We start from the raw sequence: 12,290 nt of genomic DNA on the forward strand, positions 1-12,290 counted from the left end.
GTTTCAGGCAGCGAAGACGATGTCGTCGACCACACGAACGGCGTCCGTTGGCTGTTCGAAAGTCTCACCAATAGCGATCGGCGCTTGCTGACCTATCGCGAAGCGCGCCACAACATCATCGGCGATCCCTTCGATCTGACCGACGATGTGCCCTTCGCGGCTTACGAATTCCTGACCGAACCGGTCTGGCGCAGCGACCGGCTGAACGCCATCAATCAGCATTTTGTCACCGCATTCCTCGATCTTCATCTCAAGCAGAAGGTTGAGCTTGCGCCATATCTCGACGTACCGACTGCTGTCGCGAGTCTCGGAAGCTGGCCGCTAGCTCCCGGAGAGATGCCTGGTGACACTGTGGCCTCCGCTGCGCAGCCGGAATACTGGAGGGGCTTTCAAAGGCGGTGGGCGACGGGGCTTGAGCTGGAACGCTTGCATCCATGACCGTCAGACCCTTTGCCCAGCATCCGCGTGGGCAAAGGTTGGGATTGACCACCGCGGCCATCTCCACTATTGACGTTTTATATATTAAGCAAACTGAGTCGCGCAATTGGGCGGGCTGCTGCCGCTCTTCGCGACATCGGGAGGGGAGGGCAGCTCATGACATACGCCGGACAGCGCAGGATCATCGATGTGGACAGCCACCTGATTGAGCTGGAGGATTTCCTCTACCAGACCGCCACCGAGGCCGAAAAGGCGGCGATCCCTTCGATGCTCGACCAGAAGCCGGTGATCCAGAAGCGCGAACGGCTCGAACTGGGGCGCGAGCAGCACGCCGCCCGGCAGTCCGATCCCGCGCTGGCCGCGCGTTTCGAGGCGCAGATCCTCGACAATACGCAAGTCGGCTGGGGCCGGCTCGGCGCATTCGATCCGGCCGAGCGGTCGCGCGCGCTCGACTTGTTCGGCTATGAAATCCAACTGATCCTGCCCACCTTCACCTTCCACCAGTTCTATAACGACCCCGATCCTGCGGTGCGCGAAGCCGGCACGCGCGCGCTCAATCGCGCGATGGGCCGGTTCTGCCAGCACGATCGACGGATGCGCGCGGTGGGCTACATCCCGCTCGGGTTCGGGCAGGAACGGGCGCTCGACATCATGGCGGAGGGCCTCACCGACGGCTGCTACACCTTCGCGATCGACACCAACGAGAGCAACGATGCCGCGCGATCCTACACCCATCGCGACTTCGACCCGGTGTGGGCGAAGTTCGTCGAATGCGGCATCCCGGTGGTCTCGCACGTGGCGCTCAACGGCCATTACGATCCGGTTTCGCCCAGCTTCCGCAACAACGGCCGCGTGTTCCACGAAATCGGCGACGATGCCCCTGCCGGCGAAGTGGGCGTGCTCACCATCGCCAATTCGGTGCAATTGTTCCTGGGCGCGATGATTTTCGACGGCGTGTTCGAACGGCACCCCGCCTTGCGCGTGATATCGATGGAGCATGGCTGCATCTGGCTTCCCGGCTGGCTGAAGATGCTCGATTTCACCGCCGGCGTGTTCAAGCGGTTGCGCCCCTTTGCCGAGGCGCCGTCGGAAACCGCCCGGCGGCACATCCGCGTTGCGCCGTTCGCGGGCGAGCCGGTCGGCTGGGTGATCGACCAGGTCGGGTCAGGAATGCTGGTCTACGCATCCGATTATCCGCACCCCGAAGGCTCGGCCGACCCGATCGGCAAGTTCGAGGAAACAATGACCAACTGCGATCCAGCGGTGCTCGACGCGTTCTATTTCGGTAACATGGCCGAAATCCTGCAACCGGTCGGGGCCTGATTCGGAATGTCGGAAAAAGTACACAATCCCTGGCCCAATTCCGGAAACGACAAATTGGTTGAACTCGATATCGCTGCGATACGCGCGCACCTTGCAGCGAACAACGGCCTCAAGGGCCTCGACGTCTTGCGACCCGCAGACATGGCGCGCGCGGTCGAGCTGTTCCGCCGCGACGGCTTCGTGGTGATCGCCGATGTGCTGAACCCCGAGCAAACCGACTTTCTCAAGCGCGGCTGCGATGAAGTCGCCGCCGAGATCCTGGCACTCGATACCGCGCGCAACGGCAACCGCGGTTCACACCGCTATTCATTCGGCGGATCGAGCCTGACCCGCAGCCAGTTACACCGGCCCGAATGGCAGATGATGCTCGAAGTGCCGTTTGTCGATGACCTGGTCAGCGCGATTTTCGGATCACCGCATTATGCCTTGCGCGCGGCGAGCGGCGATTTCTGCCTGCCCGGCGCGCTCGGCTACCAGCCACTGCATTCTGACGTGGGCGACTGGCGCAGCACCGAGCAATCGCCGTTCAGCGCCTTCGTCGATCCCCGCGGGCAGATGACCGTCCGCGACCTGCCGTGCCCTTACGTCTGCGTCAATTTCCTGCCGCAGGACATCACCCCGCTCAACGGGCCGACCCGGCAGATCGCCGGCACCCAGCATTCGCGCGCACCGATCCCGACGCTGGAGGACGAGCCCGAATGGATGCGGCTCAGCACCGTCTGCCCGGCGCCGGCCGGCGCGATCATGGTGCGCGACGTGCGTGCATGGCACGGTGGCACGCCCAATGTTTCCGATGAAATGCGCGCGATCCCCAACCTGGAATTCTACGCGCCGTGGTTCCACGAACCGATCGTGCCGGGCATCGGCTTTGCCGAACACAAGCAGCTTTCGTCGCGCGCGCAATATCTCAGCCGCTTTTGCGTGGCGGATTCGGGCGCACCGCTGGTGACCGGTGCGACGCTGTGGGCGCCGTGACGTGAACCACCGTCGTCTCGGCCGAACCGCACTCAAGGTCAGCGAACTGTGCCTGGGCACGATGAACTTCGGCCCGCGCACTGGCGAGGCGGACAGCCACGCCATCCTTGATTCCGCAATCGACCTCGGCATCAATTTCATCGACACCGCCAACCAGTACGGCGGGGATGGCGGCGTCGGCACGACCGAGACCATGCTCGGCACCTGGCTGGCGCGCGATCCCGCGCGGCGCGATCGGATCGTGCTGGCGACCAAGGTTTACGAACCGATGTCTGCCGACATCAACGATCGCGGCTTGTCGGCCCGGCACATCATCATGGCCTGCGACGCCAGCCTGCGCCGGTTGCGCGTCGATTACGTCGACCTTTACCAGTTTCACCACATCGACCGCGCCGCGCCGATGGACGAAATCTGGCAGGCGGTCGACCGGCTGGTGGCGCAAGGCAAGATCATCTACGCCGGATCGAGCAACTTCCCCGGCTGGAAGATCGCGCAGGCCTGCGAAACGGCCAAAGCCAGCCACCGTCTCGGGCTGGTCGCCGAGCAAGGCCTCTACAACCTGATCGAACGCCGCGCCGAACTGGAAGTGATCCCCGCCTGCGCCGAATACGGGCTTGGCCTGCTGGCGTGGAGCCCGCTGGCGGGAGGTCTGCTCGCCGGGGCCGGCGAAACTGGCGATCGTCGCCAGACGGGCGCCATCGCCGATGCCCGCGCGGCGCGCGCCGATCAACTCGTGCGGTTCGAAGCGCTTTGCGCCGATCTGGGCGAAACGCCCAGCGCAGTCGCGCTGGCGTGGACACTGCACCAGCCGGGCGTGACATCCGCGCTCATCGGCCCGCGTACGATCGACCAACTGGCGGCAGTGGGCCATGTGCCCGAACTGAAACTGTCGCCCGAGGCGCTAACGCGGCTCGACGCGATCTTCCCGCCTTGCGGCCCCGCGCCTGAAGCCTACGCGTGGTGAGCGAGGCCGCCTGGCAAAGCGGGACGGTTCCAGTCAGCGGCGGGCGCATCGCGTGGCATCGTACCGGCGGTCCCGGTCCGGCGCTGGTGCTGTCGCACGGGTTGAGCGACAATGGCCTGTGCTGGGCGCGGTTGGTTGAATTGCTGCCGCCGGTGCTCGACGTGGTCATGCTCGATGCGCGCGGCCACGGTGGCAGTTCCCGCTTCGTCGCGAACGACGCATTCGAGCCCGCGCGTGACATAGCCGAGGCGATGGACGGGCTTGGCCTGCAATCGGCTGTGATTATGGGCCATTCGGTTGGCGCGCTGGCAGCTGCGCGATTCGCGGCCACGTACCCCGAACGAACGCGTGCGCTCATCCTCGAAGACCCGCCATTGCTGCCCCAGCTTTTGCCCGCCGAATTGACCGAGCGGCGCGCCCGCTTTGCTGAGCAGATGCGGGGCTTGCAGGCGATGAGCGATGCCGAAATCGTCGCGGTCGGGCGCGCGCAATCGCCCGGCTGGCACCACGCCGAATTCCCCGCCTGGGCCTCAAGCAAGCGACAAGTCGATCCCGATGCCCGGATCGCGCTCGATCGGTCGTGGCAGGAGATATTCGCCGCCATCCGTGCGCCCACCTTGTTGCTGCATGGCGATAGCGAGCGTGGCAGCATGGTCGACGCGGATGCCGCCGGCACCGCCGGCCGGATCAATCCGAGGATCCGCTTGCAGGGCATCGCCGGCGCCGGCCACAACGTCCGACGGGAGAATCTGGACACTTTTGCCGCAGCGGTGAACACATTCCTGGCTCAGGAATTGCCGGAAATTTCAGGGGAAAAAGCAGAATGGCCGAGATGACCATCGCGACCGGGAATCGGCCATCGCTGATCGCCGCGCCGCGGCCCCCGGTGCTGGTCAAGCTGGCCTATTGCCTTGGACAAGCCGCGCAGAACGGAGGTTTCGACGTGGCTGTCGGCTTCGTCTTCTTCTATTATTCGGCCGTCCTGGGCCTTTCGGGCACGCTGGTCGGCGCGGCACTCGCGGTCAGCCTGGCGTTCGATGCGGTGGTCGATCCAGTGGTCGGCTCGTGGTCGGACAACACGCGATCGAGGCTGGGGCGGCGCTTGCCGCTGATGATTGCCTCGATCCCGCTGATCGTGATCGCGATCGCGCTGCTCTTCGCGCCGCCCCGTGGACTGGGCTCGTCCGGCCTGTTCGTGTGGCTCGCGACGTTCTCGGTGGCAGTGCGCAGCTGCATTTCTCTGTTCAACGTGCCTTACATCGCGCTCGGGGCCGAATTGACCGCGGACTACAGCGAGCGGACCAATATCGTCGTCTATCGCGCATTCGCCGGGCTCTTTGCCGGGTTGGTGGTGACCGCGATGGGTTTTTCGGGCTTTTTCGCCAACGGTGGCTTGCAACGGCCAGACAGCTATCCCGGCTTCGGCCGGGCGGTCGCGGTGCTGCTGGGGGTGTGCCTGACGCTTTGCTGCCTGGGCATCGCGCGCTATGCTGCCGCACTGCCGCAGCCCGAACAGAAGCCAGGATCGACGCTGCGCCGCCTGCCGGGCGAATTGCGCGAAATCTTCGGCAACCGCAGCTTCCGCCTGCTGTTCGGATCGGCGGTCGTCACCTTCGTGGCGATCGGCGTGAACATGAGCCTCAACAACCATGCCTTCGTGTTCGTGTGGAAGATCCGCAGCGAGCAGATCCAGTTCATCGGCTATGCCTACCTCGCGGGCATCCTGCTGGGCGTAATGGGCGCGCCGTTGCTCCAGAAGGTGATGGAAAAGAAGCACGCGGTGATCATCGGGTTCCTGCTGCTGATCGGCAACTGGCTGGTGATTCAGGGGCTGATGCTGACCGGTCTCTATCACCCGGTCGGTGACACCGCGCTGCGGGCGATGGAGATCAATTCGTTCGTCGCCGGGATCGGCACGGGCTTCGTGTCGGTCGCCTATCCCTCGATGATGGCGGACGCGGCGGACGAGCACGAATTGCTTTACGGCCACCGGCGCGAAGGACTCTATTTCGCCGGGCTGGGCTTTGCCGGCAAGGCTGCGACCGGCCTTGGCGTGATGGTCGCGGGCGTCGCGCTAGACCTGATCCGCTTCCCGCACGATCCTTCGCATTCAGGGCTTACCGCATTGCCAGGGGCGATGCAGTTCCGGTTGGTGATGATCTGGGGGCCGGTCCCGGCGGTGTTCGCGCTGGTCTCGCTGGTGATCCTGACCGCCTATGGCATCAGCCGCGCGCGCTACGCCGAGATCGCGCGCGCATTGGCCAAGGCGCGCAGCGAGGTCTGATTCAGCCGTCCAGCACGCAGACCCCGGCGGGCGGCAGCAGCCGTTCGCCGATCAACACATTGCCGCCAACGCTATCGGGTAGCTCGACCGCGCGCGCGGAGTAGTTGAACGCGAATGTCCGCGATCCGGCTCGGCGCAAGCGCAGGCCTTCGGGCAGCGCGTGCCACTCCAAACGCGCATCGGCCGTCGCCCGGCCCAGGACCGCATCGGTCAATGCGCCACCCGGCCAGGCGGCAAGATAGCGGACGTTGCCATGGTACCAGCCCGCGACCGTGCCATCATCGGCGATGAATTCGGCCGTCGCGTCACCCTCGACATGGTCGAGCCAGCGTTCGATCGTCCAGCCCGGCCCGACGTGGATCAGCCCCGGCGGCAGGCTTTCGACATGCGTCACCCGGATCGGCATGAGTCCTTGCAGGACTCCGGGCGCTAGTTCCGGCGGAATCGCAAATTCGGCAGTACGGCTGCCGCTGCGTGGACCGATGACGACTTGCCCAGCAAAACCGGCAAGCTCGCGCACGAGATTATCCGGAACGTGCGGCAGGCACGGAATGACGCACAGCGCATAGCCATCAAGCGAATGGCCGGACGGCACGATGTCGATATCGAGCCCCATCCTGCGCATCGACGAATAGCAATCGAACGCGGCCCATAGCGCGGACAGTCCCTTGCCCTGCGGCTGGATCGCGGTGATCCAGTCAGCGTCGTAGGCGAACACCAGCGCCACTTTGCGCGCGGGCTCGCCCGCGGGGCCGAGCCGGGCAATGTCGTCCGCCGCCGCGCGCGCCTCGGCCAGCCCAGGCGCCGCCACGCTGTCGGGCCGCAGCAGCCCGGCGTGGTTCTGCTCCTGCGCCTGGGGAAATTGCCGCCAGCGGAAATAGCTGACCAGTTCGGCGCCGTGCGCCATCGCTTCGAGCGTCCACAACCGCACCATGCCGGGCAGCGGGGCGGGATTGTGCGCCGACCAGTTGACCGGGCCGGGTTGCTGTTCGGCCACCCACCACCTTCCGTCGGGGCGGCAGCCACGGTAAAGATCGTGGTGGAATGCGGCGATGTCGGGATGGCCCTGCCGGGCGTAAGCCAACTTGTCTTCCGGGCTGAAGCGGAAGCTGTCGAGGAAGCCCAGCGGATAGCTGTCCCATCCCACCACATCGATATCCGCCGCGACGTCGTGATGATCGAACTGCGTGAAGAAGCCCATGAAGTTGTGCATCACGTCGCGGCCCGGCGCGTTTGCGCGCAAGATCTCGACTTGTGCGCGGTTGAACGCGACGACCTGGTCCGAGGAGAAGCGCCGGAACGCCAGCCAATGCGCGGGGTTGGCCTCGGTGACGGTCAGGTTGGGCAGGTCCACTTCGGCAAAGCTGCGGTATTCCATGCTCCAGAAGCGGTTGCCCCATGCGGCGTTGAGCGTGGCCACATCGTCATAGCGCGCTACCAGCCACACCCGGAACGCAGCGCGTGCGGCGGACGAGTAGCTGATGGCGGTATCGTGGCAGCCGTATTCGTTGTCGGTCTGCCAGGCGACGATTGCGGGATGCTGGCCATAGCGATGGGCTAGTGCCTGCGTGATTCGCACCGCCTCGGCGCGGTAGCCGGCGTGGCTGAAGCAGTAGTGGCGGCGCGACCCGAAGCCACGCGGGCGACCTTCGGCGTCGATCGCCACCATGTCGGGCATGCGGTCGACCAGCCATTTCGGCGGTGTCGCGGTGGGCGTTCCCAGAATTACGCCTAGCCCGGCACGCTCAAGCGTCGCGATGGCACGATCGAGCCAACCCCAATCGTACGTGCCGGGTTCGGGCTCGATCAGGCTCCACGCGAATTCGCCGATCCGCACGCGGCTGAGCCCGGCTTCGACCATGCGCGTGGCGTCATCGGCCCACTGCGCCTCGGGCCAGTGTTCGGGGTAGTAGCACACGCCCAGCCGCATAGCGGTTCCGCTCGCTTCTGCAGGCCTGTTCATGCGGTCGCCACTCCTCAGCTTATTGACTTATTGTATAATAAAGCGCAGACATTCCTGCAAGCTTGGAGCAGCAAGTATCATACCGGGAGGAATGCCATGTTTGATCTGAAAGGTCATGTCGCGCTGGTGACCGGCGGTAACATGGGCCTGGGGCTGGGCATGGCGCGGGGCCTCGCCAAGGCAGGGGCGTCGATTGCAATCTGGGGCCGCAATGCCGAGCGCAACGCCTCGGCAGCGGCCGAACTGCGCGAGCTGGGTGCAGATGCGGCGGACTTTGCCTGCGACGTCACCGATGCGGCGGCGGTCGATGCGGCGATGGCCGCGACGCTAGAACGGTTCGGCCGGCTCGACAGCTGCTTCGCCAACGCCGGCGGATCGGGTGTGCGCGGACCGTTCCTGAGCCTGGAACCACACGCCTGGCGCGATACGATGGATCTTAACTTCCACAGCGTGGTCAATACCTTGCGCGCGGCTGGCAAGCACATGGCCGAGGCCGGACACGGCGGGCGGCTGGTGGTGACTTCGTCGGTCGCGTCGATCATCGGGCTGCCGGGTGGTGGCTATTCGTCTTCCAAGGCGGCGGTCAACGGACTGGTGCGGCAACTGGCGATCGAGCTTGGCCAGGCGCAGATCACCGTCAACGCGATCCTGCCAGGCTATATCGAAACCGAAATGTCGCTTGATACGCCGACCGCATTCCGCGCCGCGCCGCTGCGGCGGACCCCGTCGGGCAAGATCGGCACGCTCGAGGACATGGAGGCAATCGCGGTCTTCCTCGCTTCGCCCGGGTCGCGGTTGATGACGGGGCAATGCCTGGTGCTCGACGGCGGATACACGATCTTTCCGATGTAAGTGCAGCGGCGTTGCAAGCGCGGAGCAAGGCGCTTGCAACGCTAGCGACCGGCCTCGATCCGGGCGACCACGTCGCGATCGGCCAACCCGGCCAGGGCCAGATCGCTGCTGGCCATGCGCACGAATTCGATCAGCACACCATCGGGTCCGCTGACGAAGCGCGAGTCCAGCGCACCCGGCGTGGGCCGCGGTTCGATCGCGCGATCGGCGGGGATCGCCCCGAGCGTTATCGCGCGTTCCATATCCCGCGCCGGATCGTCGCTCTCGAAGGCGAGATGACTGAAGCCCGGTTCGTAGAAGCGGCTTCGGTCGGCCGCGCCGTCATGGACGGGCTCGCGAAATTGCCAGAATTCCAGCCCGATGTTGCCCGCCGAGAGCCAGGCGCCGTTGAGGATCGCCCCGCTCATGCCGCCCATCCGATCGACCGCAGGTGAAGGTCCGACTTGGCGCGGCCCCGACGCTTGTGTGCCGAGCAGCGCGGAATAGAAGCGCAGCGTCGCGTCGATATCGCAGGTGACCAGCGCCACGTGCCCTGCCCAGTTCGGTTGTTCGGGCGGCGCGTAAGGGAGGCCCTCGATCTCGACGATGTTGCCTTCGGGATCGCGTGCATAGGCATACATGTTGCCCGTGCCGAGATCGAGCGGCGGCGCAATCAGCGAACCGCCGTTGGTGATCACCGCGGCTTCAAGCCTGCCGCAATCGAAGTTCTGGACGCAGAGATGGCGGATTCCGGGCCGATTGAGGGCGGGCACCGTGGTGGCCGGGCCGCTTGCCTGGTGGAGCTCGATCCGCACGTTGATGGCGGTCAGCAACCCGCCAGCCACTTCGTTCGGCGTGGCGCCCGTCAGCGCGCCATGGAACCGTGCGGCGGTCGCGATATCCGCAGCCGCCAGCCCGACGTGATGCAATCCGGAAATCATGTCGGTGCATATCTGCGTGCCCGCAGCGGCTTGGGTCCCGAGAGAGAGATCGGAACGCCGGCCACTGCGGAACCGCGGCGTGAGGCGTCAGAACTTGAAATGGACGCTGACCTTCCAAGTGCGCGGATCGCCGATGAACTGCGCCGAGGTGGTGCCGTCGAGCGCCGAGTACGAACTGCGCAGGATGTAGTTGGCGTAGACCTTGTCGGTCACGTTCTCGACCGAGAAGGTTATGCCGTAGCGATTGCCCGGAGCGTTGAGCCCAACCCGCAGGTTGAGCAGTCCGTAGGCATCGACATTAGCGAAAGCGCGGCCGTCGAGATCGGTATTCTTGGCGGACTGCCAGGTGTATTCGGCGCGGCCGAACGCCTCGAAACCCGATGCCGTGATCGGAGACCGATAATCGCCGACGATCGAGTAGAAATCGTGCGCGTTGTCACGGAACCGCTTGCCGTTGAGATCGGGGCGCGCGGTGAACTTGTCGATCTTGATGTCGTTGAGCGTGTAGGCACCCGACAGCGTCAGCCCCGGCAGCGCGCTGGGCCGCAGGATCACTTCGGCTTCGATGCCGCGCGATTTCAGCTTGTCGATCGACAAGTTGAGTGTCGCGCCGACGGAATTGCTGCTGATCGTCTGAAGGTTGCGGATCTGCTGGTCATAAATGGTGACGTTGGCGGTCAGCGACTTGTTGAAGAACGACGAGCGCACCCCCGCCTCGAACAGCCGCGGGATTTCGGGCGGCAGCACCGGCAAGCCGCCGGGGGTGGCGATTGCACCGACGTTAACGCTTTCAGCCACGTCGATGCCCGGTCCCTTGTACCCCTTCGAGTACGAGACATAGGTCATGAAATCGTCGGTCCAGAAGTACCGGCCGATGACCCGTCCCGAGAAGTTGTCGTTGCGCACGACCTGGAAGCCCGTGACATCTGGGCCGAAGAACGCCCCGAACGGCGCGGCCGTATTGAGCGCGACCGACTTGCGCGTGTAGTTCGCGGTCAGCACGTCATGCGTGTAGCGGCCACCGAAGATCAACGAGGCCTTGTCGGTCACGTTGAAGGTCAATTCGCCGAACGTGGCATAGCTTTCGGTCGTGACGTTGCGGTTGGCGAAAGTGCGCACGTTAAAGAACGGCGGGAACGGCAGGCCCAGGTTGATGTCGACGCGACCCTGCGCGGCAAGGTTCTGGTGGAAGAAATACAGCCCGGCGACATAGTCGAGCACTTTGCCCACTTTGCCGTTGACCCGCAGTTCCTGCGAGAACTGCTCGGTCTGGACGGCGGTGCCGTTGCGGTCGTTGACGCTGGAATTGGAAACGCCGTCGGCTTCGTTGAATTCATCGATGTTGAATTTGCGCCAGGCGGTGATCGAACTCAGCGACGTGCTGCCGATGTCGTAATCGATGTTCAACGCCACGCCGCCCGATGACGTGCGTTCGCCGATGCGGTCACCGCTCACGGCCACCATGCGGTTCGAGGGGCTGGCGACAATGCCGAGCGCGGACAGCGCGCTTTGCAATTGCAGCGCGCCGCTGTTGGTGGCGAACGGGATCGCGCCCGATGGCGGGCCGGCGACGCGGAAAGTCGGCAGGCAGCAGCGCGCGTTGCCGTGTTCGATATCTCCGGTCAGCTTGATCTTGAGTTCGGGGATCGGCTGGAACAGCAGCTTGCCGCGCAGCACGTAGGAATCGCGGTTGTTGATGTCGGGCTGGCCGGGGATGGCATTCTTGAGCACGCCGTCGCGGCGATCGTATGTGCCGGTCAGCCGGAACGCGAGCTTGTCGTCCAGGATCGGGCCGGTCACCGTGCCGCGCAGTTTGAGTTCGTTGAAGCTGCCGTAGCTGACATCGCCGTTGCCGCCGAACGCGAACGCCGGATCGTTGGTCTGGATGTTGATCACGCCCGCCGAAGCATTCTTGCCGAACAGCGTGCCTTGCGGGCCCTTGATCACTTCGATCGACTTGATGTCGAGAAAGTCCGAGAAGCCCTGCGCCTCACGACCGAGCACCACCCCGTCGACCACCGTCGAGACGCTCGATTCGAAGCCGTCGCTGAAACTGAAGGTGGAAATGCCGCGTATTTTGGTGCCGGTGGCGCGCGCGGTGTTGAGCGGCGAGATCGACACACCTGGCACGAACCGCGCCACTTCGCTGACCTGGGTAAAGCCGGTGCGTTCAAGCGATTCGCCAGTGATCACCGATACGGCTATCGGGGTATCCTGAAGCGTTTCCTTGGTTTTGCGCGCCGAAACCACGATTGCGTTGGGATCGTCGTTCCGGTTGGCCGCGCTGGCGGCATCTTCTGCGGGTTTTTCCTGAGCATGCGCCTGGATGGATGCCAGTGGCAACGCCACCAGAGCAACGCTTGTGCGCAACGCGATCGTAAGCAGCCTCGACATCGATAATCCTCCCTGGTTCATGCAGCGGATTACCCGCTTCCATCAGCGACTCGGGTGCTTTCAGGAAAGCAGCCCTTGCCAAGCTTAGTCATCTCTTATTATATAGATCGTCAATTGTCAAATGGGCTTGTGCAAAAAATGCCGAATATCCGGCGAGTGGTAGCGGCACCCGATATG

9 protein-coding genes and 1 pseudogene are annotated in these 12,290 nt (G+C 64.6%); 7 read left to right on the forward strand and 3 right to left on the reverse strand.

Annotated features, from left to right (window positions below):
• The 6 genes and pseudogenes from Q0R16_RS04360 to Q0R16_RS04385 form a co-directional block, all read left to right on the forward strand.
• Positions 1-438, forward strand: a pseudogene (locus tag Q0R16_RS04360) (dienelactone hydrolase); the annotation flags it as partial.
• Positions 439-594: 156 nt separating this feature from the next.
• On the forward strand, positions 595-1,761 hold the full coding sequence (locus Q0R16_RS04365) for an amidohydrolase family protein (protein ID WP_295632473.1): 1,167 nt from the start codon (positions 595-597) through the stop codon (positions 1,759-1,761).
• 54 nt (positions 1,762-1,815) lie between these two features.
• On the forward strand, positions 1,816-2,736 hold the full coding sequence (locus Q0R16_RS04370; protein ID WP_295632476.1) for a phytanoyl-CoA dioxygenase family protein: 921 nt from the start codon (positions 1,816-1,818) through the stop codon (positions 2,734-2,736).
• Between the two features lies 1 nt (position 2,737).
• Positions 2,738-3,700, forward strand: coding sequence for an aldo/keto reductase (locus Q0R16_RS04375; RefSeq protein ID WP_295632479.1), 963 nt, complete (start codon positions 2,738-2,740; stop codon positions 3,698-3,700).
• Positions 3,697-4,536 (forward strand): alpha/beta hydrolase, encoded by an 840-nt coding sequence (locus tag Q0R16_RS04380; RefSeq protein WP_295632483.1) that lies wholly within the window; start codon positions 3,697-3,699, stop codon positions 4,534-4,536. Before Q0R16_RS04375 ends, Q0R16_RS04380 begins: the two co-directional genes overlap by 4 nt.
• Complete coding sequence (locus tag Q0R16_RS04385; protein ID WP_295632485.1) at positions 4,533-5,984, forward strand: MFS transporter; 1,452 nt, start codon at positions 4,533-4,535, stop codon at positions 5,982-5,984. Before Q0R16_RS04380 ends, Q0R16_RS04385 begins: the two co-directional genes overlap by 4 nt.
• 1 nt (position 5,985) lies before the next feature.
• Here Q0R16_RS04385 and Q0R16_RS04390 read toward each other — a convergent pair whose 3' ends face one another.
• Positions 5,986-7,947 (reverse strand): beta-galactosidase, encoded by a 1,962-nt coding sequence (locus Q0R16_RS04390; RefSeq protein WP_295632488.1) that lies wholly within the window; start codon positions 7,945-7,947, stop codon positions 5,986-5,988.
• 96 nt (positions 7,948-8,043) lie between these two features.
• On the opposite strand from Q0R16_RS04390, the gene Q0R16_RS04395 reads away from it, so the two are divergent.
• A complete protein-coding gene (locus Q0R16_RS04395) occupies positions 8,044-8,799 on the forward strand; it encodes an SDR family oxidoreductase (protein WP_295632491.1) in 756 nt (251 codons plus the stop codon).
• A gap of 41 nt (positions 8,800-8,840) precedes the next feature.
• On the opposite strand, the gene Q0R16_RS04400 is transcribed toward Q0R16_RS04395, so the two are convergent.
• Complete coding sequence (locus Q0R16_RS04400; protein WP_295632494.1) at positions 8,841-9,719, reverse strand: VOC family protein; 879 nt, start codon at positions 9,717-9,719, stop codon at positions 8,841-8,843.
• A gap of 87 nt (positions 9,720-9,806) precedes the next feature.
• Positions 9,807-12,113, reverse strand: a complete 2,307-nt coding sequence (locus Q0R16_RS04405; RefSeq protein ID WP_295632497.1) for a TonB-dependent receptor — start codon at positions 12,111-12,113, stop codon at positions 9,807-9,809.
• Positions 12,114-12,290: the final 177 nt, after the last annotated feature.

This window comes from Novosphingobium sp. (genome assembly GCF_025351285.1).
In the GTDB taxonomy this organism is placed as follows: Bacteria; Pseudomonadota; Alphaproteobacteria; order Sphingomonadales; family Sphingomonadaceae; genus Novosphingobium.

Bases quoted from the DNA above. Each gene is read 5' to 3' on its own strand.
- Q0R16_RS04395 (WP_295632491.1), top strand. From the start codon at position 8,044: ATGTTTGATCTGAAAGGTCATGTCGCGCTGGTGACCGGCGGTAACATG.
- Q0R16_RS04385 (WP_295632485.1), top strand. From the start codon at position 4,533: ATGACCATCGCGACCGGGAATCGGCCATCGCTGATCGCCGCGCCGCGG.
- Q0R16_RS04365 (WP_295632473.1), top strand. From the start codon at position 595: ATGACATACGCCGGACAGCGCAGGATCATCGATGTGGACAGCCACCTG.
- Q0R16_RS04400 (WP_295632494.1), bottom strand. From the start codon at position 9,719: ATGATTTCCGGATTGCATCACGTCGGGCTGGCGGCTGCGGATATCGCG.
- Q0R16_RS04405 (WP_295632497.1), bottom strand. From the start codon at position 12,113: ATGTCGAGGCTGCTTACGATCGCGTTGCGCACAAGCGTTGCTCTGGTG.
- Q0R16_RS04390 (WP_295632488.1), bottom strand. From the start codon at position 7,947: ATGAACAGGCCTGCAGAAGCGAGCGGAACCGCTATGCGGCTGGGCGTG.